Genomic DNA, 26941 nt, shown 5'->3' with positions numbered 1-26941 from the left:
AGGTCGACATGACACACAGTGTCCAGCGCCGCCGGAGCCGAGGCCAATCGACGGCCCAGCGTCACCCGTTCGGTCGGTTCTCCTGGCAGAACATCACCGCCGGTGACACCGGGTCGATCCCGGGGTCCGGGGTCAGGAGCGACGCCGTCGGGCCAGGGCCGTCCAGCTCACCGCGACACTGATCATGATCACATACTGGGTCAGCCGTAGGACGATCAGGCTGAGCGTCGGGTCCGGCACCACGCCGCCGATGACCAACATCACCACGACGGCCGCCATCAACCAGAACCGCAGCGCGGTCGCCCCACGGTGCACCACGCGCCAGATCACCCCACGCGCCCCGGCGCCGAGACGCTGCAGCGTGAGCCGGGTCCACCACACCCCCACCGCCAGGGACAGCACCAGAACGCCGAGCCGGGCCCACGGGTCCCACCCCCGCGGGGAGGACAACGTGACGATCAACATCACCAGCCACAATCCGACCAGTCCGTAGTGAGTGCGGCGCATCCACTGGTGCACCACCGCGGTGAGATTGCGCGTCAAGAGGTCGTGGTGCGGGTCGAGGGCTGCGCTGGCGAGCAGGTCCTCGGCCGCGTCGGCGAGCCGCCCCTGCCGGCTGCGCATCACGCCCAGGTTGTGGCGGGCGTTCGCGTCACCGGGATTCAGCCGCAACGCTTCGGCGAAGGCCCGCTCGGCCACCTGGTGATCACCCTGTTCCATGGCGATCGTGCCCATGCAGGTGTGGTTGTCGGCGTCCAACGGATCGAGGGCCACGGCGTGACGAGCCGCCGCCCAGGCCACGGCCTGCGACCCCGGCACCTCGCTCGCCGTCCAGGCCACCATCCGATGACAGACGTCCAGCTCGGGCGCCTGCTGAACGGCACGCTGTGCGGCGTGCAGGGCCGAGTGGTACTGCTTCAGCGCGAACAGGGCCTCCGAGGCCAGCAAGTGCCCGAAGAACCCGTCGGGGTGCACCGCGACCAGTGCATTGGCCACCTGCAGCATCGCCTCGTGGTCCTGGCGTTGGGCCTGGATCCGTCCGAGCAGGGTCAGCAGCTGCACGTCGTGAGGGGCCTGCGCGAGCCGCGGCCCCAGAACCCGCAGCGCCTCGTCCGGCCGGTGGGCGTCCAGCAACAGCTCGATCCGGTTCAGGCCGAGCGCATCACCACCACCGGCCGGCACCGAAGCCCCCGGCGAGCCTGCCCCCGAATCGGCGGTCACCGGTACGTGGTCCTCGTCGATGCCAGCACGTCGGTCAGGATACGACCCCGTGGTCAGCCCACCTCCTGCCGCTGTCGATTCCCCTCGATCGGGTCGCGGAGCGGGAATTCCGGGCGGGTCGGCCGGTATCCATCGGTGAGCAGCGGCGAGGTGATGATCATGTCGGCAGTCGCGGTGTTGCACGCGACCGGGATGTTCCAGACCGCAGCGATGCGCAACAGCGCCTTGACGTCCGGATCGTGAGGCTGCGGCTCCAGCGGGTCCCAGAAGAACACCAGGACGTCGATGCCACCTTCGGCGACTCCCGGCGTCCACCGTCGAAGTTTCGCCTGCTCAGGGGTAGGCGTTCACCAGCGCAGCACCGGCGGTTGCCGCAGGCACCGTAGAACGTCGGGTATGAACACCCCCAGGCCCGACGGCCGTGAGGCGACACCGACGATCGCCACCGAGATCGAGCTGAAGTTCGAGCTACCGGAGCTCTACACCCTCCCCGACCTCTCGGGGATCTCCCCGGCGGTCATGATGAGTGACCCTCGGGAACAGCAGCTCGACGCACTGTACTTCGACACCGATCACCTGGCCCTGGCTCGGCGCGGGATCACCCTGCGTCGGCGCAGCGGAGGCTCGGACGCCGGCTGGCACCTGAAACTCCCCCGCGCTGCGGGAGAACGGATCGAGGTCCGGCTGCCGGCCCTACCGGAGCCCGCCGACGGCAGCCGGCAGGTGCCAGCCGTCCTCGCCGAACGCCTCGGCGCCTATGTCACAGGCATCGAACTGCGGCCCGTGGCACGGCTGAGAACGCACCGGATCGTGTATCCCGTCCTGGACGCCGACCAGCAGACGCTGGCCGAGATCGCCGTGGACGAGGTGCGATCGACGATCCTCGTGCAGCCCCCGGTCCTGCCGGACTCGGTCTGGCGCGAACTCGAGGTCGAGCTGGTGGCCGGGGACCGCCGCCTGCTCCACCAGCTCCGTGACGTCGTGGTTGCCTCCGGCGCGATGGCGGCTCGGGCCACCTCCAAGCTCGAGCGTGCCCTCGGCGAGCTGCTGCGAGATACGGCCGAAACCTCCCCGGCGTCCGCACGAGGTCACGAGTTCGCGGTCGCGGCTCACCTCCACGGCGCAGCGGCGCACTGGCACAGGCGCCTGGACGCCGTGACGGCGATGAGGGACACCGTCACCTCCCGACGTCAGGTCTCGGATCAACACCCCCGAGCGTGGTAGCTCACAATCGCCTGGTCTTCTTCATGTAGGCCCGCAGATCGGCATAGCTGCCGTCGGCGTCGGCGAAGGTGACCACGTTGCGGGCCAGGTCGAACCACGGGCCGGTCGAGGGCCGGATCTGGTCGCCGGCCCGCTCCAGGTCACGCATCTGGATCATGCGAACCTGCCCTGACCGGATGGCGTCCATCATCGCGAACTCGGCCGCCGACTCCACCAGGTGCACCAGATCGGCGCCGGAGTAGCCCTCGCTGCGGGCCACGATCCGCTTCAGCTCGATCCCCTCGACCGGACGGCGCGCCAGCTCCGAACGCAAGATCGCCTCCCGCGCAAGGGAATCGGGCGGCAGCACCAGCAGCGTCCGGTCGAACCGCCCCGGACGACGCAGCGCCGGATCGACGTCCCACGGCTGGTTCGTGGCCGCCAGGACGAACACGCCCTCGTTGGCCGAGTCGACGCCGTCCAGCTCGCTGAGCAACTGGTTCACGGTGCCCCGCATCGCGGAGTTGCGGGTCTGACTCCGCTTCTGGCCCAACGCATCGATCTCGTCGAGGAACAGCACCACGGGCGCCTTGGACCGCGCCAGCTGGAACAGCTCGTGCACATTGCGCTCGCTGGTGCCGATCCACATGTCGAGGATGTCGGACAGGCCGACCGAGATGAAGGCCGCCCCCATCTCGCCCGCGAGCGCCCGGGCGATGAAGGTCTTGCCGCAACCGGGCGGGCCATAGAGCAACAAGCCGCCGCGCAGGCTCTTGGTGAACATCCGGCGGATCTCGGGGTTGCGCAGTGGGGCGAGGAACGACAGTTCCAGCCGTTCCTTGACGTCCTGCATGCCGCCGACATCGGCGAGAGTGACCGTGGAGCGTTCGACGTCCCAGGCGTTCTGGTCCGGCGGGGGCGCGCCCGTCTCGTCGACGAACATCGGCGGGGCCAGGTCTCCGACCTGCGATTCGGCCTGAGCCCAGTCGAAGCTCACCGGGCCGCCGGTCGGCTCGGAGCCGGGCGGCTCGGCCGGGGGCGCCGGGTCCGATGCCGATGAGGCCGCGGGCAGCGGTGGCGGCTGGGGCGCGGCGTCCGGACCGCCCCCGAGCGCTCGCGCCATGACCGATCGGGCGCCGGCATGGGTCGGGTCCGCGGCCAGCACGGCGGCGCAGTGCCCGACGGCGTCCTGCCCTCGACCGGCCAGCACCAGCTGCTCGGCCAGGTGCAGCCGCAGCACCAGGTCCTGGGGAGATGCCGCCACGGCCCGCTCCAGGGACGCGATCACTGCCTCGTTCACACGGGACAACCTAGACAGGTCGGATGCGCAGGTCCACCGACCCACGTGCCACGCTGTGAAATCGTTTGCAAAGCGGGCACAATGGAGCGTGATGACCACGCCTCCCGGTGCGGCGCCCGCGAGCCTGCACATCACGGCCGTGTCCGACCCGGCCCTGCTCGACCTGCCGTGGCACCTGGCCCTCGAGGACTGGCCCGACGACCTGCTCGCCGCGCTTCCCCGCGGCATCTCCCGCCACGTCGTCCGATTCGTGCGGTTGTCCGGTTCGGTGATCGCCATCAAGGAGATCAACACCCAGCTGGCCTCCCGGGAGTACAGCCTGCTGCGCATGCTGCGTCGGCTCGGGCTGCCGGCTGTCGAGCCGGTCGGGGTGGTGAGCGGGCGGCGTGATGCCTCGGGTGAACCGCTGGAGTCGGCGCTGATCACTCGGCACCTGCAGTTCTCGCTGCCCTACCGCGCCCTGTTCTCCCAGGCGTTGCGCGAGGACACGGCGACCCGGTTGGTGGATGCGCTCGCGGTCCTGCTGGTTCGACTGCACCTGGCCGGCTTCTACTGGGGCGACGTGTCGTTGTCGAACACCCTGTTCCGGCGTGACGCCGGTGCCTTCGCGGCATATCTGGTGGACGCCGAGACCGGCGATCTGCACGACGAGCTGTCCCGCGGCCAACGCGAGTACGACGTCGAACTGGCAGGCATGAACATCGCCGGTGAGTTGATGGATCTGCAGGCCGGCAGACTGCTCGACGAGGCCTTCGACGCGGTCGGCATCATCGAGGTGATCACCTCGCGGTACACCTCGCTGTGGGCCGAGCTGACCCGACCGGAGTCGTTCGAGGCCGGCGAGCGGTGGCGGGTCGACGCCCGGATCCGGCGGTTGAACGAGTTGGGCTTCGACGTCGGCGAGCTCACCCTGAGCACCGACATCACGGGCACCTCGGTGCTGATCGAGCCGAAGGTGGTGGACGCCGGTCACCACTCCCGTCGGCTGCTCCGCCTGACCGGCCTGGACGTCGGCGAGAACCAGGCCCGTCGCCTGCTGAACGACATGGACACCTACATCGCCTCGACAGGCCAGCAGGGCGGCGATGAGGAGATCCTGGCCCATGAGTGGCTGACCCGATGCTTCGAATTGGTGGTGCGGGCGGTGCCCCGGACGCTGGCCAGCAAGCTCGAGCCCGCCGAGCTCTACCACGAGGTACTCGAACACCGGTGGTATCTGTCCGAACGCCGTGGCCATGACGTCGGTCTGCAGGAGGCCGTGAACAGCTACATCGGGGGCGTCCTGCCACTCAAACCCGACGAGAGCGCCGTGGTCGGGGTGGACACCGGCGAGATGCCGGTGGTGGCCGACGACTGATCCGACGACTGATCCGAGGACGCCCACGCGTCGCCCCGGATCGAGGCTCAGTGGTGCAGAGTGCCCTTCCAGTGGAAGGGGTCGGCGTCATCCTCGTCCTCGACGACGATGTCGTCGACCTCGATGCGGTCGGTGGCCGGCGACAGACGCCAGCCCCACCGAACGCCTCGCGCCGTCGGCGCGCCGCTGGTGCCGGTTGACGTCACGGGCTTCATGTCCTGGAGGGTGATGGTCATGTCGGCACCCGCTCTCCTCGAGTCTGACATCAGCCGTGCAGGGTCCGCCGCCACTGCTCGCCCGGCGTCCCGGGCGGCTCGACGTCCGTCTCGATGACCATGTCGTCCACCTCGGTCACCGGCACCGTGGGCCGCAGTCGCCAGCCTCGGCGGGCCAGTTCGGATGCCACCCGAACCACGGCCTCATCGGTCACCGGACCAGCGGTGCGCTCGAAGACCAGGGCGCGGACGTCGTACTCGGTGACCACATCGAGTCCGGCGGCCTCGGCTCGCTGCACGGCTTGTCGCGCGACCGAGCGCACCTCGCGATCAGTCGGCGTGGGATCGAGCAGGTGCAGGATGACCAGGCGTTCTCGCGGTCGCGGGCCGTCGTATCCCCAGCGCAGCCAGCGCATGAAGCGATGGCGACGGGGTGTTGGGGTGCTCATGGATGGGCCTCCTGATCTGGATGGACGGATTCACCTTCGAGTGTTGTGAGTCATCAGCGACGGCGCCATGGCAGCGGTCACGTTCGGTCCCTTGTTCGCCCAAGATTCAGTCGCCGCATGAGCGGCGCTGAGGATCCGTTGCCACGACACCCGCGGGTGGTCGCGTGCATCACCGCAGAATCCTGGGCGCGCTGGCCACCGGCTCGTCACCCGCGAGCGCAGCGCCGTCCGGTGTCGCCACCAGCCGCACCGGGCCGTCCCGTTCGGCGAGCCCCTACATCGTCGGAACGGCAGCGGGAGTCCGGACCACAAGGGCAACGACGTCGAGAGCGACGCCACCACGGACGGCGGTCGGGGACTACGGTTCCACCTGGTCGAGATCCCGGGGGCAGATGCCATGACCGGGGCGCAGCTCGAGGCCGCGAGCACCGCACTGGGCGCCAGCCGGTTGGCCCGCCCGGGGGGGGCCCCCCCCCCCCCCCCCGCCCGGGGTGGTTCACTCGCCACCACGGCGAGCTTCACCGGTATCAGTCGGCTCTGGGCGAGCACGCCGTGCTGGCGCAGGAGGACCCAGGCGGCCAGGCCCATCTGGCCGGCATCTATCGGTACGACCGGTCACGCCACACCATGACGCGTATCGCGCAGCACGACCCAGCACGATTCGTCGCCGGTGCGGCGCAGTTCCTCACCATCGACGAAGAGAGCTCCGGCATCATCCCGGCGCCCCCCCCGGGGGGGGCCCCCCCCCCCCCCCCCCCCCCCCCCCGCCCCCCGACCACCGACGCCGGACGTCGGAGGTGGCCAACTGCTGCTGACCTGCCCTAGCTCGGACACCGGCCTCAGCGGGCCACGGTGCCGGGCGAGCCGACCCGGGTGAGCACCGGCGGACGGGCGCTGCCCCGCCGGAAGAACAGGTAGGCCATCACGGCGGCGTAGCCGAGTGCGAGCACCGGGATCAGCCACTCGACCTCGGGGATGACCCCGGCTTCGGCGAGCTCCTCCACGCCGTAGGCGAGCACCCACGCCGCCACGGCGATCAGCGCGACCCCGGTCCAGGTGAAGAAGGTGGCCAGGTTGATCCGCAGCGCCCCCCGGTAGATGAGGAATCCGAGCCCTACCGCCAGGCCCAGACCGAGGACGGCGCCCAGCGCGCCGGGGACGGTGTTCCCGCCGGCTCGCATCGAGGACCACAGGAAGAGCGCGGTCTCGACACCCTCTCGGGCAACGGCGAGGAAGGCGGTCGCCACCACCGCCGCAGGTCCGGCGATCAGTGCCGCGTCGAGCTTTCCACCCAGGTCCGCCCGCAGGGTGCGCGCTGCCGTGCGCATCCAGAGGATCATCCAGGTGACCAGCGCGACGGCACCGAGCGAGAGCAGGCCGGCGAAGATCTCCTGGCCCTCGTCGTCCATCCCGTTGGCGGTGAAGGTGATCAGAGCCCAGACGCCCACGCTGACCGCGATCGCCCCGGCCACGCCCGACCAGACCCAGCGCAGCATGTCGCGCCGGTCGGACTTCACCAGATACGCCACCAGGATCCCGATCACCAGGGCGGCCTCGAGGCCCTCGCGCAGGCCGATCAGCAGGTTGGCGAGCATCGCAACTCCCGTGGGTCCAGTGAGTCCGGCAAGTTAGGCATGCCTAACTTAGGTGCACCTAACTATCGCGCCAAATCGTCACGTGTCCAGGAAACGTTCCGCCATCGCGAACCCCGTGCGGCGGCGCCCCCGCCACCAGGGCCATCACGGCCTCAGCCGGTGGCGCGGCGCAGGGCCGACTGCAGCGTCTGCACCGCCACCGCCGAGCCGGTCGCCCGGACCTCGGCAGACCGCCCCCAGACCCAGCGATACAGCTCGGACGGCGCGGCGCTCAGCTCGGCCTCGGCGGCCACGGGCAGGTCGTGCACCTCGGCGAACCGCTGGTGCAGCACCACACTCCAGGTCCGTGAGGCCCGGGGCGCGGCGACGACCCCGGCGTCCCCGGCGACCCCGGTGAACCGGACCGCGTCCCCACCACCGCGCACGTCGGAACCCAACCGGGTACCCAGCCAGAGCCGAAGTGCCTCGTCGATGCCGTCCAGCGCCACGTCGTCCGGCACCGACCAGGGTGTGCCGAGCGCCTCGGCCAGATCGGCCGCGTGGATGGCGTGCTCGTGCACCATCCGCCGGCGCCAGAAGCGGGCCGTGTCATCCCAGGGACTCCAGGTCGCGGTCGGGGCGTCGGCGGGAACCGCGCTCAAGCCCGCATGCAGCGCCCGCCAGCCCAGGGCGAAGCGCGCGGCGGGGGTGGCTCCCGGCACGGGTGGCAGGACGCGCGGCCGACGACCGGCATCCAACCAACCGAGCACGAGACGGTGGATCGCCGCCAGGTGGTCCAGCACGTCGGCGACCGTCCAGCCCGGGCAGGCGGGCACAGGCGTCGCCGGGCCGAAGCCGCCTGCGGCGGTCAGGGCCGTGTCGATGGCCCGGCACTGACGCTCGAGTTCATCGAGCCAGGTGATGCCCTCGAACGGCAGGCCGGGGGTGACCACGGTCCAGAACACCTCGTCGTAGCGGACGCGCCCGGACGGCGACGCACCGGCCAGCGGCACGGCCTGGAAGGCTGCCGCCGGAATACGCTCGGACGGCGCGCGCAGACCACGACTCGATGCCGCCACGAAGCCGAACCGCGCGTAGAGCGCCGGCTCGCCTTCCAGCACGAGCAGGGGCTCGGGTCGACCGGCCCGCGCGACGGCAAGCACCGCCTCGACCAACGCTCGGGCCACGCCACGGCCCTGCGCGTCGGGGTGAACCGCGAGCGGGGACAGGCACAGCAGGGGGACCTGCGGCGTCAACCCGTTCTCGCTCAACGGGTTCGTCTCATCCAGGTCTGGTTCGAGGAATGCCGTGGTGGTGGCCATGACAAAGCCCGCCACACCCTCGGGCAGGGCATCGTCCTGCGCCACGAGGGCGAGCTCGGGCAGATACCCCGACCCGGCCCGCAACGCCTCGACCAGCCGGTCGACAGGCTCCCCCGGGAAGCACCGCTGCAGCAGCGCGCCGACCGCCGCGGCGTCGTCCACCCGCTCTGGTCGGATCACGGGACGCACCTGACTCACGGTCACCGATCTCCCGTCACGGTCGCCGTCATGGTCACCGTCACGCTCGTCCCGCACGAGCACGATGACGCATCACGCTCGCCAGACGAGCGCGATGTCACGTTGCGCTCATCGAGGTGGTGGGTTGCGGCGGCGAGCCACCTCGTAGAGGGCCACACCGGCGGCGACACCGGCATTGAGGGACTCGGTGCCGGCGGCCATGGGGATCGAGACCACCACGTCGCAGGCGGCGCGGACCAGGCGCCCCAGACCCTTGCCCTCCGACCCCACGACGAGCACGAGGGGTTCGGTGGCGGCCTCGAGCGCGGGCAGGTCGAGCTGGCCGTCGGCGCCCAGTCCGGCGACGAAACAGCCGGCCTGCTTCAGATCCTCCAGCGCCCGGACGAGGTTGGTGACCCGTGCCACCGGGATCCGCGCCGCCGCACCCGCCGAGGTCTTCCAGGCCGAGGCGGTCATGCCCGCCGACCGCCGCTCGGGAACGATCACACCGTGACCACCGAAGGCGGCCACCGACCGGACGACGGCCCCCAGGTTGCGCGGGTCGGTCACCCCGTCCAGGGCCACGATCAGCGGCGTCTGCCCGGCGTCGGCCGCGCGGTCGAGCAGGTCACCGAAGTGGGCGTAGGAATAGGCCGGCACCTGGGCCGCGATGCCCTGGTGGATGGCGCCGTCGGTCATCCGGTCGAGGTCGGTCTTGGTCACCTCGAGCAGCGGCAGGCGCCGATCGGCGGCGGCCTTGAGCGCCTCCTTGATGCGAGCATCCTGCTCGATCCGGGTGGCCACATAGACCGCCTTGACCGGCACGCCGGCTCGCAGCGCCTCGACCACCGGATTACGGCCGGCGATGTACTCCGGTCGGTCGCCGGACGAGCGAGGACGCCCGAACCCCTTGGCCGACGCGGACTTTCGCGGCGCGGCTGCGCTGCCCGACCCTGCTTTGGCGGCACGCGTCTCGGACGACGACCCACGGCGCGACGCCGGGTGACCGGTGCGCTCGGTGGCCTTCGGTGTCGGACCCTTGCCGGTCAGCCCTCGACGGCGTTGGCCACCGGAGCCGACGGTGGCACCCTTCTTGGACCCCTCGCGGCGCACGGCCCCGCGGCGTCCGGTGTTGCCTGCCATCAGTTCTCCTTCGAGGCCAGCGACCAACGGGCGCCGTCCGGGGTGTCCTCGACCGCGATGCCCGCGGCCGTCAGGCGATCACGGATCGCGTCCGCGGCGGCGAAGTCACGAGCGGCGCGGGCTGCGGCGCGCGCTGCCAGTTCCGCACCGACCAAGGCGTTCAGCGCCGAACGAGCCGAGTCGCCCGCCGATCCGGCGAGGCCGCGAGAGCCGTTGCGCCAGTGCGGGTCCAGCGGGTCGATCCCGATCACGTCGGCCATGGCCCGCACCGCCACGGCGAGGGCCGCAGCGGCGTCCTTGTCTCCGCTCGCCAGGGCGGTGTTGCCCGCCCGAACGCTGTCGTGCAGCACGGCCATCGCTGCCGGCGTGCCCAGGTCGTCGTCCATGGCAGCGACGAAGGCCTCGGGCAGCTCGACCGCCGACAACGCGGCGGCATCCGCCGAGGCCACCACGTCGCCGCAGGTCTCGGCGGCACGCACCACGAAGTTCTCGATCCGCTCGTAGGCGGTGCGCGCCTCCTCCAGCGAGTCCGGTACGACCACCTCGATGTTCGACCGGTAGTGCGGCACCGCCAGGATGTACCGGATCACGGCGGGCGAGACCTGATGCAGCAGAGCGTCGATGGCCATGACATTGCCCAGCGACTTGCTCATCTTCTCGCCACCCTGCACCACCCAGCCGTTGTGCAGCCAGTAGCGCGCGAAGGCGTCCCCGGCGGCCCGCGACTGCGCCATCTCGTTCTCGTGGTGAGGGAAGCGCAGATCCAGACCGCCACCGTGGATGTCGAACTCGGCACCGAGGTATCGAGTGGCCATCGCCGAGCACTCCAGGTGCCATCCCGGGCGACCCCGCCCCCAGGGCGTCGGCCAGGACGCCGTGGGCGGCTCGCCGTCCTTGGCGCCCTTCCACAACGCAAAATCGCGAGGATCACGCTTGCGCGCCACGGTCTCGGCGACGTCGGTGTCGGCGGCCGGGGCCAGGTCGGCGATGCTCTGGTGGGTCAGCTCGCCATAGGCCGGCCACGAGGCGACGTCGAAGTACACGTCCCCCGAGCCGTCCGGAGCCGGGTAGGCGTGACCCGCCTCGATCAGCCGCGCGATGAGCTCCACCATCTCGGTCGCATGAGCTGTGGCATGGGGCTCGTAGGTCGGGCGCAACGTGTTCACCGCGTCGTAGGCGGCGGCGAACTCCAGCTCGTAGATGAACGCATGCGCCCACCACGGGCGATTCGACTCGGCCGACTTGCTGAGGATCTTGTCGTCGATGTCGGTGACGTTGCGCAGGTAGGTGACCTCGTACCCGCTGCGCATCAACCATCGGCGCAACACGTCGAAGCTCACCGCGGCGCGCAGGTGGCCGATGTGCGGCCCCGATTGCGGCGTGGCCCCACACACGTAGATACCGGCCTTCCCGGGCACGAGCGGGACGAAGTCCCGGACGGCATGGACGGCGGTGTCATAGAGGCGAAGACTCACCCGTCCAGGCTACCGGCCCGCCCAACCCACCCACCCAACCCGCCCAGGCACCCCAACCAACCTGCTCATGCTCCGCAGGTGTGCAGCGATGAGCCGAAGACAACGCTGTCAATGCCTACCCGCGGAGCATCAGCCGTCCGCTGCGGAGCATGAGCGGGTTTGGGGGGTTGGGCTGGTGGGGGTTGGGGTCAGTGCTGGACGACGCGGTGGGGGGTGAGGCGGACGACGACGCGGCCGTCCCTGGGGCCGTCGAACCTCGCGTTGCCGGTGTACTTCAGGGACATCTCGTCGATGTAGGCGGCCGTGGGGTCGTCCTCGAGGGTGACGGTGCCGCGGATCTCCACGTACTGGTACGGGTTGTCCTTGGGGAAGACGAGCAGCGTGGCCCGAGCGTCACGCTGCAGGTTGGTGGTCTTGCGCCGACCCCACAGCGTCGAGAACAGGACGTCGTTGCCGTCCCGGCCGATCCACACCACCGACAACTGGGGCTGCCCATCGGGGTCGATGGTGGCGACGGTGGCGTACTCGGGGGCATCCAGCAGCGCCTTCGCGGCGTCGGTCAGGTCGGTCACGGCGTGCACTGTATCCGTCCCTCGTCCGGACACCACAGATCCCGTTCACGTCAGCCCGCCGGCGTCAGGACCACCAACGCGGTGGCGATCGCCGCCACCCCCTCGCCGCGTCCGGTCAGACCCAGCCCGTCGGTGGTGGTCGCGGACACCGACACCGGGGCGCCGCACGCCGCCTCGAGCGCCCGCTGCGCCTCATCCCGCCGCGGCCCGATCTTCGGCCGGTTGCCGATCACCTGCACCGCCACGTTGCCGATCTGGAAACCCGCGGCGCGCACCAGCCGGGCGGTCTCCGTGAGCAGGGTCGAGCCGGAGGCCCCCGCCCACTGGGGCTGCGACGTCCCGAAGGTCGAGCCGAGGTCACCGAGCCCGGCGGCCGACAGCAAGGCATCGCAGCAGGCATGCGCGGCGACATCGGCGTCGGAATGCCCCTCCAACCCCACCTCCCCCGGCCAGTCCAGACCGGCCATCCGCATCGGCCGGGGCGATCGGCCGTCGACCGGGGTTTCGGCGAACCGGTGCACGTCCACACCGATGCCCGTCCTGATCGACACCGGGCGAGCGGGGTGAGAATCGGCTCGAGAATCGGCTGTGGTCACCGGCACACCGTACGACTCGCCCAGCCGTCCGCAGGTGATCGACGGGACGTACCTCGCACTGCCTACAGTTGGGCCCATGACGCGCGCGGCGATCGTCGTCCTGGCCGGCGGCAGTGGGAGCCGCGTGGGCGCCACGGATGCCCGCGGCGCCACGCTCAACAAGGTCTATCTGCCCGTGGCCGGCCGGCCGCTGCTCGCCTGGTCGCTGGACGCCGCGGCCCGCACCCCGGGCGTGGCCCGGTTGATCCTGGTCGTGCGAGCGGACGACGCGCCGACGGCCCATCGGATGCTCGCCGAGTACCCGTGTGCACTGCCGGTGGAGGTGGTCACCGGCGGCGACTCCCGGCACCGCTCCGAGGAGGCTGCCGTGCGCCATCTGGCCCTGGCCATCAGGGCGGGTGAGCTCGACGTGGTGGCCATCCACGACGGCGCCCGGCCGCTGGCCGACCCCGCCCTGTTCGCCGAGGTGATCACGACGGCCGCCGAGTCCGGCGGCGCCGTTCCGGCCGTGGCCGCCGGACCCCTGGTGGAGGCCACCGGCCCCGGCGGGACGAGCAGCGGCGCCCACCGGCAACCGGTGCGGCTGGTCCGGGTTCAGACGCCGCAGGCGTTCCGCGCCGCCGGCCTGTTGGACGCCTTTGCGGCAGCAGCACGCGACGGGGCCGAGGGCACCGACACCGCCTCGACAGTGGAACAGTTCAGCGATCTGGTGATCCAGGCCGTGGCCGGATCGGCCACCAACCTGAAGGTCACCTACCCCGCGGACGCCACCGTGGCCGAGGCCTTGCTGGCGAGGAGGGCCTCGGCGTAACGCAGGTCGTCCGCGCTGCTCACCCGGCACCCCGCCGCGCCGGGTTCGTCCAGGATCACCCGGCTCACCCCGACCAACCGGCCGAGCGCCTCGACCAGGGCCGCCAGCCGGCCCTCGGGTGACGGGTCGACACGCACGGCGGCCAGGGTCGCCGAGAGCACCGGCGGCGTCACCACCAACGGCCCGATCAGGGCCTGGAAGCTCGCGCGGTCCACCGTGGCCAGCACCCGGTCGTCCGGGGCCACCTGCTTGAGGGTGTCGGTGACCGCGGTCACCAGGACGGCGGCCGTGTCCGAGGCGTCGGCGGCGGCCTGCACGGACCGCACCTGCTCGACGCTGACGAAGGGGAACGTGGGGTCGTGCACCAGTACCAACTCGGCGCCGGCGGAATCGACGAGGTAGGCCAGATCCGGCCCCAACGGTGCGGTGATCACGGTGCACCCGGGCACGGCGGCGCGCAGCAGCCCGACCGCCCGTTCCAGCAGCGACCCCTCCCCCAGGCTGAGCTCGCCGGCCGGCTCGTCGAGCGGCAACAGCACACACAGCACACTGCCCGGCACGACGTGCGGCATGGTCAGCGATGCTCCTGTTCGGCGCGGGCGGCCGCGGCGGCGATCCGGGCGGTGATCTCCGCCGTCCGCTGCCGGGGGACCGGCTCGGTGTCCGCCGGTCGGGCGAACACCATACGTCCGTTGGCGGTCACCAGGACGCTGCTGACCTGCACCTCCCGCTCGTGTCCGATCTGCTCACGCGCCCGCTCCACGACCACCATGGTGCCGTCGTCCAGATACCCGACGGCTTGGCCCGGCTCCTTGCCGGGGCGGGTCAGCAACACGGTGATCCGTTCACCGGCCATCACGGGCGGGCGCAGGGCCAGGGCCAGGGCGTGCAGATTGAGCACGCGGCAGCCTGCCACGGCGGCCACGCGGGCGAGATTGGTGTCGAGGGTGAGCAACGACGCGGTGCGGGTGAGGCAGATGTGCACGAGTTTGGCGTCGACCTCCGCGACCTCGGGCGCCTCGTCGCCGATCACCTCGAGGTCGATACCGCGTTCCTGACGCAACTCCTCCAGCGCATCGAGGCCCCGTCGGCCCTTCGCCCGGCGCTGGTCGTCGGCCGAATCGGCGAAGTGCTGCAACTCGCCCAGCACGGGCTCGGGCACCAGGACCGCACCGTGCAAGAACCCCGCGCGGACGACGTCCAGCAACCGGCCGTCGATGGCCACCGAGGTATCCAGGACCATGGGCAGGGACGACGCCGCCGGCTGCGGTACGCCGAGGCGGCCGCTGCCACCGAGCAACTGGAGCACGCCCTGACGTTGGCTCAACCCGAGCCGATAGCCGAGGCTGCCCAGGGTGATCACGACGAACAGGAAGAGCGGCGCCGTGAGTTGCGCCGAACCGACCAGCAACATGGGCCAGGTGAGGGCCGCCGCGAGCAGAACCCCGCCGACGGCGCCGGTCAGCCCCGCGAGCAGTTGCTCGGGCGATCGCCCGGAGAGTGCCTTCTCGGTTCGGGTGACGGTCCGGAAGGTGAGTCGCGCGACGACCCCGCCGAGCACGTACCCCGCGGCGGCACCCAGCACGATCCCGAGGGCCGGGGCATCGAAGACCCCGATGACGCGGCGGCCGCTCCCGAATCCTCGGGCGACCTGATACCCGACACCGGCGAGGAAGGCCACGACGCAGAATCGCAGGACCTCGACGATGTTCTGAGGCACGGACGTTTCCCGCTGCCGCACGCTGCCGCCCCTCTCGATGTCAGAGCGGCGACAGCCGTACGAGCCAGGCGAACCTCAGGAAGCGAGCACCTCGTCGAGGATGGCCGCCGCCTTGTCCTCATTGGTACGTTCGGCAAGTGCGAGCTCGGACACAAGGATCGTGCGCGCCCGACCGAGCATCTGCTTCTCACCCGTCGACAGGCCACGGCCCTGGTCGCGGCGGGTCAGGTCACGAACGACCTCGGCGACCTTGATCACATCGCCGGAGTGGAGCTTCTCCAGATTGGCCTTGTACCGCCGGGACCAGTTGGTGGGCTCCTCGGCATAGGAGGCGCGGAGCACCTCGAACATGCGATCGAGACCTTCCTGCCCCACAACGTCACGCAAGCCCACGAGCTCGACATTCTGGGCCGGGACCTTGATCGTCAGGTCGCTCTGGGTGACCTTCTCGGTGGGTCGAAGGACGAGATACTGTCGTTCCACCCCCTGGACGACCCGAACCTCAGTCTCTACGATTTGCGCCGCTCCGTGCTGCGGGTGAACGACCGTTTCGCCGACCTTGAAACCCATGTGGTGTTATCCCCTTTCCCAGACCTCCAGCCTAGCACGCGAACGGAGCAGCGGCAGCGCGTTCGCCGAGCGTTTGCGCAGGTCAGAGGCGGGTGCCGGCTCGGGGAGGCGCTTGACAAAGGCCCGGCGCCCGTGCCTGCCGGGGTACCGCGACCACCGTCCGGGGATCATCCGAGGATCACCGAGACCACGCCGCTCGGCGACACCGGCCAACCTGATACCGACTCGTCCGCCGAGCAGCAACGGCCCGGGGGTGCGAGCGAGTAGGCTGCGCGCGGCGGGAAACCGAGCCGTGAACCCCGTCTTCAGCAAGGTCATCGAGGGCTTGTCCGCAGGCCGTGGCCGAGCCGATCCGGACGCGGATCGGATGGAAAGGAACCGGACGTGAAGCGCAACAGTGGTCAGGGACGATCGTCCCGACTGGGTGTCCTGCTCTCGGCGGCGGCACTGCTCGTCGTCCCGGGGGTGGCGGGTTGCTCGTATGTGAGCCCCAACACCACCGCGACCACCTATGCCGCCGCTGACGGCACCAACGGTTCGATCACCGACCCCAACTCGGGCGCCGCCGTCCAGCTGCGCAACTTCCTCGTGGTCGGCACCGAGAAGGGCGCCGCTGGCACCCTGATCGGCGCCGTGGTCAACCAGGGCACCTCCGCCGTGACCGTCGACCTGACGGTCCTGGACGGCGCCGGGCAGACCTCGGTGGGCACCGGTTCGGTCACCGTCGAGCCCGGCAAGCTCGCCGCTGTGGGCGGTACCGACGGCGCCAAGGTCTCGCTGGGCTCGCTGCCCACCGCCCCCGGCAGCGTCCTGAAGCTGCAGGCCCGCACCGGCGCCGGTACGGCCACCATCTCCCTGCCGGTGCTCGCCGCCGAGGGCCACTACGCCTCCCTGAAGCCCTGACCCGAGAACGTCACCGGGTTCACCGCGTTCACCTGATCCACCGGGGTCCCCCCACCACGCCAGAGGGCCGCTGCAGTGACGCAGCGGCCCTCTCGTGCGTTCAGGGGCGGTTCCGTTCACGCGGTCCTGATGGTTCAGGCCTCGTACTTGTAACCCAGGCCTCGCACTGTGACCAGGAAGCGCGGGTTGGCCGGGTCCGGCTCGATCTTGCTGCGCAGCCGCTTCACGTGGACGTCCAGGGTCTTGGTGTCCCCGACGTAGTCGGCTCCCCAGACCCGATCGATCAACTGCATGCGGGTCAGCACCCGGCCCGCGTTGCGCAGCAGCAGTTCGAGCAGCTCGAACTCCTTCAACGGCAAGGCGATCGGTTGCCCGTCGACGGTCACCACGTGGCGGTCGACGTCCATGCGCACCGGCCCGGCCTGCACCGTCACGGCGGGCGGTGCCTCGGCCTCGGCCCCCCGCCGCAGCACCGCGCGGATGCGGGCCACCAGCTCGCGCGAGGAGTACGGCTTGGTGACGTAGTCGTCGGCACCCAGCTCCAGGCCCACGACCTTGTCGATCTCGCTGTCCTTGGCCGTCAACATGATCACCGGGACGTTGCTGCGCGAGCGCAGCTGACGACAGACCTCGGTTCCGGGCAGCCCGGGCAACATCAGGTCGAGCAGGACCAGGTCGGCACCGGTGCGGTCGAATTCATCCAGGGCTGACGGACCGTCCCCGGCGATGGTGACCTCGAATCCTTCCTTGCGCAGGAGATACGACAGCGGGTCGCTGAAGGACTCCTCGTCCTCGACCACGAGGATGCGGGTCACGATGTGGCTCCTCTCGATGGCATGCCGTTCCAATCGGCATGAAGGGGCAGCCCCAGTACGGGGCTGACCGGTGGATCGGTGAGTACCGCCGGCGAGGACGGCGCGCCGTCTGCCGTCGCCGCGGCGTGAGAGCTGTCCGGCAGCCGCAGGGTGAAGGTCGAGCCGACTCCCTCTTCGCTCCACACGGTCACCTCGCCACCGTGGTTGGCGGTGACGTGCTTGACGATGCTGAGACCCAGGCCAGTGCCACCGGTGGCCCGGGATCGAGCCGGGTCGACCCGGTAGAAGCGCTCGAAGATGCGCTCCAGGTCGGCCTTGGGGATACCGAACCCCTGATCCTTGACGGCGATCTCGACCAGCCCGTCGACCCGGCGCACGAAGACGGCGACACGGCGCCCCTCGGGTGAGTAGGCAATGGCGTTGTCGACCAGGTTGCGCACTGCGGTGACCAGCAGATCGCGGTCGCCGTAGACGATGGCGCCCAGATCGCCGCCCGTGGTCACGGTGATCTGGCGACGCTGCGCCGCCAGCCTGACTCGATCGACGGCGTCGGAGATGACCACGTCCACCCCGACCGGCTCCGGTGGGTGCAGCGCGTCGGCCACCTGCAGCCGTGACAGATCGATGATCTCCTGCACGAGGGTCGCCAGCCGCTGGGCCTCACGTTCCATGCGGGCCGCGAAGTGCTGCACCGCCTCGGGATCGTCGGAGGCGTCCGACACCGCCTCGGCGAGCAACTTGAGCGCACCGATCGGGGTCTTCAACTCATGGCTGACATTGGCCACGAAATCGCGGCGCACCTCCTCGACCCGGCGAGCCTCGGTGCGGTCGTCGACCAGGACCAACACGTACTCCGACCCGAGCGGGGCCACCCGGGCGTTCACCACGAGGCGGCCCAACCCCAGCGGGCCGCGGGGCAGCTCGAGTTCCCGCTCGCGCACCACACCGAACCGGCGGGCCTCGGTGGCCATGTCGTGCAGCTCGGAGTGCACCAGGTCATGCCCACGGACCAGGCCGAAGGCATAGGCGGCGGGACTGGCGGTGCTGACCTCCTGGCCGGCGTCCAGCAAGATCGCCGCAGAGCGCAGCACGGCCAGCACATCGGTCAGACCGGGCGGCAGTTCGGGCTGGGGCACCGCTGCGAGCCGGGTCCGTTCCTGTTCGCTGCGTCGGAAGGCGAACATGCCGAGCACGCCGGTGAACAGGCCGGCCAACCCGGCCATGCCGACGATCCACGACGTACTCACAGCCCAAGGGTAGGGCTCCGGATCTCGGGCGCGATGTTCTGCGCCCCGGCCGGTGACAGCGTTTGGAGGGAGTTCACGATCCGGTGCCTCGCGGTACACGAGATGCTCCGGCCCGAGGAGGGGCGTCATTCACTTAGCATGAGGAGATCGTTCACACCCTTCTGACACCGTGTGAGCTTCTGACACCGTCGAGGCCTACGGTGTCTCACCGCGGCGAGGACAACGGAGCAACGTCATGCGCGAGCACTTTCACGATGACCTCGACGCCTTGTCGGGTCTCCTGGTGGAAATGACCCGATTGGTCGGTTCGGCGATCGCGCGAGCCACCGTCGCCCTCTTGGACTCCGACTTGTCGATGGCCGAGTCCGTGATCTCCTCCGACGAGCAGGTCGACGCACTACAACACGAGTTCGAGGAGCGCTCCCTCGCCCTGTTGGCCCTGCAACAGCCCGTGGCAACCGACCTGCGAGTGATCGTGGCCGGCCTGCGCATGAGCTCCGACCTGGAGCGCATGGGCGACCTGGCCCGCCACGTGGCCAAGCTGGCCCGCATGCGCCACCCTCGCTCCGCGATTCCGCCCGAGCTCCGCTCCACCATGATCGAGATGGGGCAGGTCGCCGAACGGATCGTCGCCAAGACCGGAAGCGTGATCGCCGGGCGCGACCTGGCGGCCGCGATCGAACTCGAGACCGACGATGACGCCATGGACGCCCTGCACCGAAAGGTCTTCACCCTGCTGCTGGACGACGCGTGGCCCCACGGCGTCGAAGCGGCCATCGACATCGCCCTGTGCGGCCGCTACTACGAACGATTCGCCGATCACGCCGTCTCGGTGGCCCGGCGGGTGGTCTTCCTGGTCACCGGCGAGCGAGTCCTCAACTGAGCCAGAACCACCTCGGCGATCAGCGCCAGAAACCCTCGGTGATCATGTAATCCGTGCACACCCGATATATCGAGTGTGCACGGATTACATGATCACGGATGAGGCTAGCGGCCCTGGCTGGCGACGGCCGCGGCAGCCTTGGCGGCGGCCTCGGGGTCGAGGTAGCGCCCACCCCTGGTGATCGGGGCGAAGTTCTCGTCCAGCTCGTAGAGCAGCGGGATACCGGTCGGAATGTTCAGCGCGGCGATGTCGGCGTCACTGATGCCGTCCAGGTGCTTGACCAGAGCGCGCAGCGAGTTGCCGTGAGCGGCCAGCATGACCACCTTGCCTGCCTTCAGGTCGGGGATCACCGCCGACTCCCAGTAGGGCAGCATCCGGGCCACGACGTCCTTCAGGCACTCGGTGGCGGGCAGCTCGGCGCCGAGGTCGGCGTAGCGCGGGTCACCGGTCTGGGCGAACTCGTCGTCCGCGGCGATCGGTGGCGGCGGGGTGTCGTAGCTGCGGCGCCAGAGCATGAACTGCTCCTCGCCGAACTCCTCCATCGTCTGCTTCTTGTTCTTGCCCTGCAGCGCGCCGTAGTGCCGCTCGTTGAGTCGCCAGGACCGGGTCACCGGGATCCAGTGCCGGTCGGCCACGTCCAGGGCGAGCTGGGCGGTCACGATCGCCCGGCGCAACAGCGAGGTGTGCAGCACGTCCGGCAACACCCCCGCCTCGACCAGCATGCGTCCACCGGCCTCGGCCTCGGCCCGACCCTTGTCGGACAGGGGCACATCGACCCAACCGGTGAACAGGTTCTTGGCGTTCCAGTCGCTCTCGCCATGGCGCAACAGCACGAGGGTGTAGGTCATGGGCCGAAGGCTAGTCGTCTCACCCGTTCGGGGGCGTATCGCTGATCGTGGTGTGGGTCTCTCTCTCACCTGGTGACGCGCTCTGACCCGACGGCTCGGGGGCGGCATCCTGCAGGAGGTGTTTGAAGGCGTCCAGGTTGCGGGTGGACTCGCCGCGATCGATGCGCCAGCGCCATTCGCGCCGCATCGACTCCAGGAAGCCCAACACCAACAGGTCGTTGAACGAGGAGTCGGCCACCGTCAGCACCGCACCCAACAGGTGATCGATCGCCTCGTCGGTGACCGCGTCCAGCGGCAGCTTGCCGACCAGGAACACGTCCCCCAGGGCATCGAGCGCAAAGGCGACACCCGGCAGGCGCAGGTTGCGCGCCAGCAGCCAACGGTAGAACGCCTCGTGGTTCTCGTCCGGACGCCGCACCACGAACGCCGAGACCGACAACGACTGATCGCCCACCAGCACGGAGGCGGTGGTGGCCAACTTGGTCTCGCCCGGCAGCTTGACGACGTACTCCCCCGTCCGTGCGCCGAGCTCGTGCTCCAACCCGGAGCCGGCCAGCCATGCCTCGACCACGGCCCGCGCAGCGGCCGTCCGTTCGGCTCGGGCCGCCGCGGTCATCGCACCCCCACCATCGGATCGGCACCGGCCAGGGCACCGTCGCTCAGCGCCCCGTGGCTCAGTGCCCCGTCGCTCAGGGCATCGTCGGTCAGAGCTACCAGCTCGAGCAGCTCGGCGAGCTGCCGCCGGTGGTCACGCACGGCCGCGCAGTACACGTCGAGCAGGGCCTCGACCGTGGCGTCCCAACTGAAGGACGCCGCGTGGTGGACGGCGCTGCAGGCCATCGCGCGACGTCGCGCCGGATCGTCCAACAGGCCACGCAGGGTCGCGGCCCACACTCGGGGGTCGTGCCCGTCGACCAGCAGTCCCGAGCGGGTGTGGTCGACGGCGGTGCGCAGGCCACCCACCGCCGCCGCGACCACCGGGGTGCCGCAGGCCTGCGCCTCGACCGCCACCAGCCCGAACGACTCGTTGTACGAGGGCACCGCGACCAGGTCGGCGGCCCGGTACCACTGCGCCAGGACGGCGCGCCCCGCCGGCGGGTGGAAGCGCACCACGTCGTCCAGGCCGAGGGCGGCGGTGAGCTCGGCCAACTCCTCGGGGTGCTCCAGCCCGGTGCCGCTCGGCCCGCCCACGATGGCGAGCACCAGCCGACGCGGCTCACGCCGTCCGGTGGCCTGGGCAGCCGCCGCGTCGGCGGCGCGCAGCTCGGCGGCAGCGCGCACCAGGACATCCGGCGCCTTGAGCGGCTGGATGCGCCCCACGAAGAGGATCACCTGCGCGTCGGGGTCCAGCCCGAGCCCGCGTCGGGCCACGATCCGGCCGTCCGGCCCCCCCGGGGTGAACACCTGCAGGTCGACCCCCGGCGGCACCACCGCCACCCGGGCCGGGTCGGCGCCGTACAGCTCGATCAGCTCGCCGGCCTCGGAGCGGGTGTTGGCGATCAGCCGGTCGGCGGCGTCCACGACCTGTTGCTCCCCGATGATCCGCACCGGCGGCTCGGGGGTGTCGCCCTCGGCCAGGGCGGCGTTCTTCACCTTGGCCATGGTGTGCATGCTGTGCACCAAGGGCGTCTGCCAGCGGTCGGCCGCCAGCCAGCCGACCTGCCCCGAGAGCCAGTAGTGCGAGTGGATCAGGCCGTACCAGCCCGGCTCCTGGCGGGCCTCGACCCGCATCACCCCCGCCGCGAAGGCACACAGCTGCCCGGGCAGATCGTTCTTGGACAACCCCTCGAAGGGGCCGGCCACGATGTGCCGCACCTGGACGCCGTCCGTCAGGGTCGTCAACGAGGGGGCATCACTGCTGGTGGCGCGGGTGAAGATCTCGACCTCGGTGCCCCGGGCGGCGAGCCGCTTGGCGGTCTCGACCACGTACACGTTCAGGCCCCCGGCGTCACCGGTACCCGGCTGCTCCAACGGCGAGGTGTGCACCGACAGCATGGCCACGCGGTGCGGCTGATCGACCCGTCTCACGAACACACTCCTCGCGTCCCGTGGGCTGCCCACAGGCCCTCAACGCCCGAGGCCCCCGAAGCCTTCCCGGTGACCGACCGACCATCGTCGCAGATGTGCGTCGCCGACCCGCCGTCGGGGACCGCCACCCGGCCACCCGGCCACCCCGCCACCCCGCCACCCCGCCACCATGATCACCGTTAGATCGCAGTTTCCCCCGCTTCGACCGGAGCGAACTGCGATCTAACGGTGATCATGGGCGCGGAGGCGGAGGCGGGGGCGTCGGCGGATGTGGGGCGGAGGCGGAGGCGGGACGGAGGTGTGGGCGGGGCGAGCAGACCACCAACGCGCCGTGTGGTCGCCGGGGCGCAGCCGGGCGAGCACGACCGCCGCCAGCAACGCGCCGAGCGCCAGGTCGAACCGACCTCGGGACGCCACGATCAGGTCGACGAGCAGGAGCACCGCGAGCATGCCGCTGACCACCGACCAGGCCACCTCGGGGGCGGGCCGCTCGGCGGCCATCCGACGGCCGAGCGCCACCGCCCCGACCAGCAGACCGATCACCAGCACCAGGGCCAGCGGCCAGGGCCATCCGATGGCCGGCGAGGCCCAGGCCAGCACGAAGTGCCCCAGGGTGGCCGTGAAGGCGAGCAGTCCCAACCGGGGTCGATGTCGCCGAGTCGAGGTGGACGGGGCCGGGCGAGGCCAGCGGACGGCGGCCGTCAGTCGGGCGGCCACCACCAGGGCGAGACACAGCACCGCCGCCATCGACACCTGTGCCACCGGGGCGCGGTAGAAGCCACCCGGCGACCACGAGAGGGCCGCCAGTGCGGGCATGGCGAGCGCGATCCAGCCCAGGGTGCGGCGTCCGCACCAGGGCTTGCGTTGCCACCCCGGGAACATCAACTCCACGATGACCAGCGACGCGATCATGCTGACCGCGATGTGGAACACCGTGATGTGCACCGCCACCAGCACGTTGGTCTGCCAGATCCGGCTGTAGGCGTTGGTGCGCGCGGTGTCCGAGAAGGTGGGGTCGAACCACGACCTGACGATCAGCGCCTCCTCGAAGACCCCGTAGGCCGCGGCGAGCAGCACCAGCGTCGTCCAGCCGCCGCGCCAGCGCGCGGTGACCTCGCGGCAGAGCAGGGCGCCCCCGCCGTAGAGCAGACCCAGCAGGATGAGGTTCTGGGGCAGCAGCAGGGTGAAGGGCGGCGTCGAGGTCGACAACGCCTCCCCGACGAACGGTGCCACGATCATGATCGCCGCACCCGGGGTGCGCAGCCGTGCGAGAGCGCGTCGACGACGCGAGAGCGGCTCGGGGGTCGACGGCGCGACCAGGCTCACCCCACCCCCCGACGGTGCGCGGTTCACGACCCGAGTGTGATGTCGGGTTCGGGTGATTGTCTGCCGAACGGCCGGCGTCCGCTCATGATCACCGTGAGATCGCGGTTTGCTCCCGTCGACGCGGAGCGGACGGCGATCCAACAGTGATCATGGAGGCGTTAATCGATTGCCCGCAGCGGCCGATCATGGCGTCATGGAGGGCCGGTCGGCGCCCGCCGACCAGCCCGCGAACCGAGAAGGTGTTCCGATGTCGTTCGTCGAGGTGCCCGGAGTTCGGGTACCGATCCGCATGTGGGCCGACCCGAACCAGGTCGAGGACGCCGCGATGCGCCAGCTGCGCAACGTCACCTCGCTGCCCTGGGTTCACGGTCTGGCCGTGATGCCCGACGTGCACTACGGCAAGGGCGCCACCGTCGGGTCGGTGATCGCGATGCGTGAGGCCATCAGTCCCGCCGCGGTCGGGGTGGACATCGGGTGCGGCATGGCGGCGGTGCGCACCTCGCTGACCGCCGCCGACCTGCCCGGTGACCTGTCGCGGTTGCGGACGGCGATCGAAGCGGCGATCCCGGTCGGGTTCGCCGGCCATGCCGAGCCGGTGGACGTCGCGCGGTTGCGTCCGCTGGGCGGCGACCCGGCGACCACCGCCGACTGGGACCGGTTCTGGGCCGGCTTCGACGACCTGGACGCCTCGGTCACCCACCAGCGGGCCAAGGCGCGCGCGCAGCTGGGCAGCCTCGGCGGGGGCAACCACTTCATCGAGGTCTGCCTCGAGGTGGGTGCCCGCGACGAGGCCGGCGTGCCGATCGACGAGGGCGCAGCCCCGGTCTGGCTGATGCTGCACTCGGGCTCGCGCGGCATCGGCAACCTGCTGGCCCAGGCTCACATCGAGCGGGCGATGACGTTGCCACACAACGCCGATCTGCCCGATCGGGACCTGTCGGTGTTCGTCGCCGACACCCCACAGATGGCCGCCTACCGGCGTGACCTGTTCTGGGCGCAGGACTATGCCCGGCGCAACCGTGCGGTGATGCTCGCGCTGTTGACGGGCGTTGTCCGGGACTTCTTCGCGGCCTCGAAGCAGAAGCGAGCGGGCGGCCGGCGCGGTCTGGCGGTCGGCTTCGGCGAGCCGATCTCGTGCCATCACAACTACGTGTCCGAGGAGGTGCACGACGGCGTCGAGGTGCTGGTGACCCGCAAGGGCGCGATCCGGGCCGGGTCCGGCGAGCTGGGGATCATCCCCGGATCGATGGGCACCGGGTCGTACATCGTCCGCGGGCTGGGCAACCCGGCCTCGTTCTGCTCGGCCTCGCACGGCGCGGGGCGGCGGATGAGCCGCAACAAGGCCCGCAAGACCTTCACCGAGGCCGACCTGGCGACGCAGACCGCGGGCGTGGAGTGCCGCAAGGACCGGGGCGTGGTCGACGAGATCCCCGGTGCGTACAAGGACGTGCGCGCGGTGATCGCCGCCCAGTCCGACCTGGTCGAGGTGGTGCACCAGCTGCGTCAGGTGGTCTGCGTCAAGGGCTGAGATCTCATGATCACCGTTTGGGCGCGGGATTCCGGGGTTTTCGTCCCGGATCCGCATCCCAAACGGTGATCATGGACGGGGGTGGGTCGGCGAGGGGCCTACCGTGGACTCGTGAGCGGTCGCGGACGCGCACCGGGGCGGGCAGCCACCCGCCCGCAGGGCACGATCACCCGGGGTACCACCAACCCCAATCGGCTGCGCCGCATCGACCGATGGCTGGCCGGCCCCGGCGCCGGGCGCCGACTGCGGACGGCGGCCGACCCGGTGGTGGTCGACCTCGGCTACGGCGCCACCCCGATCACCGCGGTCGAGCTGCTGGCCCGGCTGCGCGCCGTCCGGACCGAGGTCGAGGTGGTGGGCATCGAGATCGATCCCTCCCGCGTCGAGGCCGCGCAGCCGCTGGCGGGCAACGGCTTGAGCTTCACCCGAGGTGGGTTCGAGGTGCCGCTGCCGGCAGGTCGGCGCCCGGTGGTGATCCGCGCCCTGAACGTGTTGCGCCAGTACGACGAGCACCAGGTGGACGCCGCGTGGGCGTCGCTGTGCTCACGGCTGGCGCCCGGCGGGCTGGTCGTCGAGGGCACCTGCGACGAGGTCGGACGTCGCGCGACCTGGGTGGCCCTCGAGGCCGACGGACCGAGATCGCTCACCCTGTCGACCCGGCTGGCCGGTCTCGACCGCCCCGGTGAATTGGCCGAACGGCTGCCCAAGGCGCTGATCCATCGCAACGTGCCGGGCGAGCCGATCCACGCTTTCTTGCAGGCCCTGGACGACGCCTGGACCCGTCACGCGCACCTGGCCGGTTTCGGTGCGCGCCAGCGCTGGGCGGCCATGGCGGCCGCCGCGCGCCGCGCCGGATGGCCGCTGCTGGACGGCCCGACACGCTGGCGCCTGGGAGAACTGACGGTTGCCTGGCCGGCGGTCGCTCCGTCACGGTCGGCTCACGGTGGCGGTGTCTGACAGCGAACACCACCCGTCAAGCGGTAGAACAGAGCACCATGACCTCGCTCACCGCCGACACCCCGGGGCTGTACGTCGTCCTGTCGGGTGATCGCAGCGGCCATACCGTCGACCCGACCCGCGACCTGGCTCGCGAGTTGGCCCACACGCTCGGGCTGCCGCTCCTGGCCCGTCAGACCCTGCTGGGTGCCCTGACCAGTGCGATGGACGCCGGTGACGAGCAGCAGGCCGAGCGACTCACCGCTGCCTGCACCACCGCGTTGGTCGCGATGGCCGCCGACTGTGGTGGCGGCGTCCTCGACGGGGTACACACCGACGAGGCGGCGCTGACCAGGCTCGACGGACAGGTCGTCGAGGTGCGCTGTTCGAGCGAGGGGCCGGCGGCCGGGTCGCCGACCTCGTCGTCCGGACAGCACGGTTGGCCGGTGGTGGACGTCGATGCGTCGTCCCCGGTCGACGTCGACCCGCTCGCCGACGCAGTGGTGGCCGCGGCGTCGAACCCCGAGGGCGAGGTCAGCGCGGTGCAGTGGGTGGTCTGGCGCCAGGACCCCGCCGGTGGCCGCGTGGAGGTCACCCGTCGCGACAGTGAGGCCGTGGCCCGCAGTGTGGCCGCCGCGATGGGGGCGACCGCCGCCGGCCACACCTACGTGGTGACCCGGGCGGGCTGATTCACACCCCCGGGGTGGGGGGACGAGACGCCG

27 protein-coding genes and 1 pseudogene are annotated in these 26941 nt (G+C 70.9%); 8 read left to right on the top strand and 20 right to left on the bottom strand.

Features of this window, described 5'->3' with window-relative positions:
- Nucleotides 1-132: 132 nt before the first annotated feature.
- Both IPK24_04810 and IPK24_04805 read right to left on the bottom strand, forming a co-directional pair.
- The gene (locus IPK24_04810) at nt 133-1221 is read right to left on the bottom strand and encodes a tetratricopeptide repeat protein (GenBank protein ID MBK8074892.1); all 1089 of its coding nucleotides are present in this window, start codon (nt 1219-1221) and stop codon (nt 133-135) included.
- Nucleotides 1222-1274: 53 nt separating this feature from the next.
- A pseudogene (locus tag IPK24_04805) lies at nt 1275-1523 on the bottom strand (methylglyoxal synthase).
- 94 nt (nt 1524-1617) lie between these two features.
- On the opposite strand from IPK24_04805, the gene IPK24_04800 reads away from it, so the two are divergent.
- Nucleotides 1618-2445, top strand: coding sequence for a CYTH domain-containing protein (locus tag IPK24_04800; GenBank protein ID MBK8074891.1), 828 nt, complete (start codon nt 1618-1620; stop codon nt 2443-2445).
- 1 nt (nt 2446) lies between these two features.
- On the opposite strand, the gene IPK24_04795 is transcribed toward IPK24_04800, so the two are convergent.
- Entirely contained in the window at nt 2447-3856 is a 1410-nt protein-coding gene (locus IPK24_04795) for an AAA family ATPase (GenBank protein MBK8074890.1), read from the bottom strand.
- Here IPK24_04795 and IPK24_04790 point away from each other — a divergent pair.
- Entirely contained in the window at nt 3816-5081 is a 1266-nt protein-coding gene (locus IPK24_04790; GenBank protein ID MBK8074889.1) for a DUF4032 domain-containing protein, read from the top strand. The two genes, IPK24_04795 and IPK24_04790, sit on opposite strands and share 41 nt — an antisense overlap.
- A gap of 47 nt (nt 5082-5128) precedes the next feature.
- Here the strand turns inward: IPK24_04790 and IPK24_04785 are convergent, their stop codons facing one another.
- The 8 genes from IPK24_04785 to IPK24_04750 form a co-directional block, all read right to left on the bottom strand.
- On the bottom strand, nt 5129-5317 hold the full coding sequence (locus IPK24_04785) for a hypothetical protein (protein MBK8074888.1): 189 nt from the start codon (nt 5315-5317) through the stop codon (nt 5129-5131).
- Between the two features lie 29 nt (nt 5318-5346).
- A complete protein-coding gene (locus IPK24_04780) occupies nt 5347-5745 on the bottom strand; it encodes a DUF3349 domain-containing protein (GenBank protein MBK8074887.1) in 399 nt (132 codons plus the stop codon).
- An 839-nt stretch (nt 5746-6584) separates the two neighbouring features.
- Nucleotides 6585-7340: an FTR1 family protein gene (locus tag IPK24_04775; protein ID MBK8074886.1), complete on the bottom strand. Its 756-nt coding sequence runs from the start codon at nt 7338-7340 to the stop codon at nt 6585-6587.
- 152 nt (nt 7341-7492) lie between these two features.
- A complete protein-coding gene (locus tag IPK24_04770; GenBank protein ID MBK8074885.1) occupies nt 7493-8821 on the bottom strand; it encodes a GNAT family N-acetyltransferase in 1329 nt (442 codons plus the stop codon).
- Nucleotides 8822-8947: 126 nt separating this feature from the next.
- Nucleotides 8948-9961, bottom strand: coding sequence for a 23S rRNA (guanosine(2251)-2'-O)-methyltransferase RlmB (gene rlmB / locus IPK24_04765; protein ID MBK8074884.1), 1014 nt, complete (start codon nt 9959-9961; stop codon nt 8948-8950).
- On the bottom strand, nt 9961-11436 hold the full coding sequence (locus tag IPK24_04760; protein MBK8074883.1) for a cysteine--tRNA ligase: 1476 nt from the start codon (nt 11434-11436) through the stop codon (nt 9961-9963). Before IPK24_04760 ends, rlmB begins: the two co-directional genes overlap by 1 nt.
- 188 nt (nt 11437-11624) lie before the next feature.
- Nucleotides 11625-12008, bottom strand: a complete 384-nt coding sequence (locus IPK24_04755; GenBank protein MBK8074882.1) for a PPOX class F420-dependent oxidoreductase — start codon at nt 12006-12008, stop codon at nt 11625-11627.
- A 50-nt stretch (nt 12009-12058) separates the two neighbouring features.
- Nucleotides 12059-12682 carry a 2-C-methyl-D-erythritol 2,4-cyclodiphosphate synthase gene (locus IPK24_04750; protein ID MBK8074881.1) on the bottom strand — a complete coding sequence of 208 codons (624 nt, stop codon included), beginning with the start codon at nt 12680-12682 and terminating at the stop codon, nt 12059-12061.
- Between IPK24_04750 and IPK24_04745 the strand changes: the two genes are divergently transcribed.
- A complete protein-coding gene (locus IPK24_04745; protein ID MBK8074880.1) occupies nt 12681-13415 on the top strand; it encodes a 2-C-methyl-D-erythritol 4-phosphate cytidylyltransferase in 735 nt (244 codons plus the stop codon). The two genes, IPK24_04750 and IPK24_04745, sit on opposite strands and share 2 nt — an antisense overlap.
- Here the strand turns inward: IPK24_04745 and IPK24_04740 are convergent.
- The 3 genes from IPK24_04740 to IPK24_04730 form a co-directional block, all read right to left on the bottom strand.
- On the bottom strand, nt 13358-13987 hold the full coding sequence (locus tag IPK24_04740; GenBank protein MBK8074879.1) for a 2-C-methyl-D-erythritol 4-phosphate cytidylyltransferase: 630 nt from the start codon (nt 13985-13987) through the stop codon (nt 13358-13360). The genes IPK24_04745 and IPK24_04740 overlap by 58 nt on opposite strands.
- Before the next feature lie 2 nt (nt 13988-13989).
- Nucleotides 13990-15135 (bottom strand): TRAM domain-containing protein, encoded by a 1146-nt coding sequence (locus IPK24_04735; protein MBK8074878.1) that lies wholly within the window; start codon nt 15133-15135, stop codon nt 13990-13992.
- A gap of 75 nt (nt 15136-15210) precedes the next feature.
- Complete coding sequence (locus IPK24_04730) at nt 15211-15705, bottom strand: CarD family transcriptional regulator (protein MBK8074877.1); 495 nt, start codon at nt 15703-15705, stop codon at nt 15211-15213.
- 384 nt (nt 15706-16089) lie between these two features.
- On the opposite strand from IPK24_04730, the gene IPK24_04725 reads away from it, so the two are divergent.
- Nucleotides 16090-16608, top strand: coding sequence for a hypothetical protein (locus tag IPK24_04725; GenBank protein MBK8074876.1), 519 nt, complete (start codon nt 16090-16092; stop codon nt 16606-16608).
- A 134-nt stretch (nt 16609-16742) separates the two neighbouring features.
- Here the strand turns inward: IPK24_04725 and IPK24_04720 are convergent, their stop codons facing one another.
- Together IPK24_04720 and IPK24_04715 are read right to left on the bottom strand one after the other, a co-directional pair.
- Nucleotides 16743-17423 carry a response regulator transcription factor gene (locus tag IPK24_04720; GenBank protein MBK8074875.1) on the bottom strand — a complete coding sequence of 227 codons (681 nt, stop codon included), beginning with the start codon at nt 17421-17423 and terminating at the stop codon, nt 16743-16745.
- Nucleotides 17420-18646: a two-component sensor histidine kinase gene (locus IPK24_04715; protein ID MBK8074874.1), complete on the bottom strand. Its 1227-nt coding sequence runs from the start codon at nt 18644-18646 to the stop codon at nt 17420-17422. Before IPK24_04715 ends, IPK24_04720 begins: the two co-directional genes overlap by 4 nt.
- 259 nt (nt 18647-18905) lie before the next feature.
- Here IPK24_04715 and phoU point away from each other — a divergent pair, with 259 nt between their 5' ends.
- Nucleotides 18906-19553, top strand: a complete 648-nt coding sequence (gene phoU / locus IPK24_04710) for a phosphate signaling complex protein PhoU (GenBank protein ID MBK8074873.1) — start codon at nt 18906-18908, stop codon at nt 19551-19553.
- 104 nt (nt 19554-19657) lie between these two features.
- Here the strand turns inward: phoU and IPK24_04705 are convergent, their stop codons facing one another.
- The 4 genes from IPK24_04705 to IPK24_04690 all read right to left on the bottom strand — a co-directional run bounded on the left by IPK24_04705 (nt 19658) and on the right by IPK24_04690 (nt 23782).
- A complete protein-coding gene (locus IPK24_04705) occupies nt 19658-20401 on the bottom strand; it encodes a phosphoglyceromutase (protein ID MBK8074872.1) in 744 nt (247 codons plus the stop codon).
- Nucleotides 20402-20420: 19 nt separating this feature from the next.
- Complete coding sequence (locus IPK24_04700) at nt 20421-21017, bottom strand: YbjN domain-containing protein (GenBank protein MBK8074871.1); 597 nt, start codon at nt 21015-21017, stop codon at nt 20421-20423.
- Complete coding sequence (gene mshA, locus IPK24_04695; GenBank protein MBK8074870.1) at nt 21014-22396, bottom strand: D-inositol-3-phosphate glycosyltransferase; 1383 nt, start codon at nt 22394-22396, stop codon at nt 21014-21016. Before mshA ends, IPK24_04700 begins: the two co-directional genes overlap by 4 nt.
- Before the next feature lie 255 nt (nt 22397-22651).
- Nucleotides 22652-23782, bottom strand: coding sequence for a hypothetical protein (locus tag IPK24_04690; GenBank protein MBK8074869.1), 1131 nt, complete (start codon nt 23780-23782; stop codon nt 22652-22654).
- Nucleotides 23783-24002: 220 nt separating this feature from the next.
- Between IPK24_04690 and IPK24_04685 the strand changes: the two genes are divergently transcribed.
- The 3 genes from IPK24_04685 (at nt 24003) to IPK24_04675 (ending at nt 26908) form a co-directional block, all read left to right on the top strand.
- Complete coding sequence (locus IPK24_04685; protein ID MBK8074868.1) at nt 24003-25283, top strand: RtcB family protein; 1281 nt, start codon at nt 24003-24005, stop codon at nt 25281-25283.
- A 111-nt stretch (nt 25284-25394) separates the two neighbouring features.
- Entirely contained in the window at nt 25395-26240 is an 846-nt protein-coding gene (locus IPK24_04680; GenBank protein MBK8074867.1) for a class I SAM-dependent methyltransferase, read from the top strand.
- A 38-nt stretch (nt 26241-26278) separates the two neighbouring features.
- Nucleotides 26279-26908, top strand: coding sequence for a hypothetical protein (locus IPK24_04675; protein MBK8074866.1), 630 nt, complete (start codon nt 26279-26281; stop codon nt 26906-26908).
- Nucleotides 26909-26941 lie beyond the last annotated feature (33 nt).

The sequence above is a fragment of the Kineosporiaceae bacterium genome, assembly GCA_016713225.1.
Classification (GTDB): Bacteria; Actinomycetota; Actinomycetes; order Actinomycetales; family Kineosporiaceae; genus JADJPO01.
The sequence above is the reverse complement of the archived record's forward strand: the minus strand, read 5'-3'. Positions and strand labels throughout refer to the sequence as shown.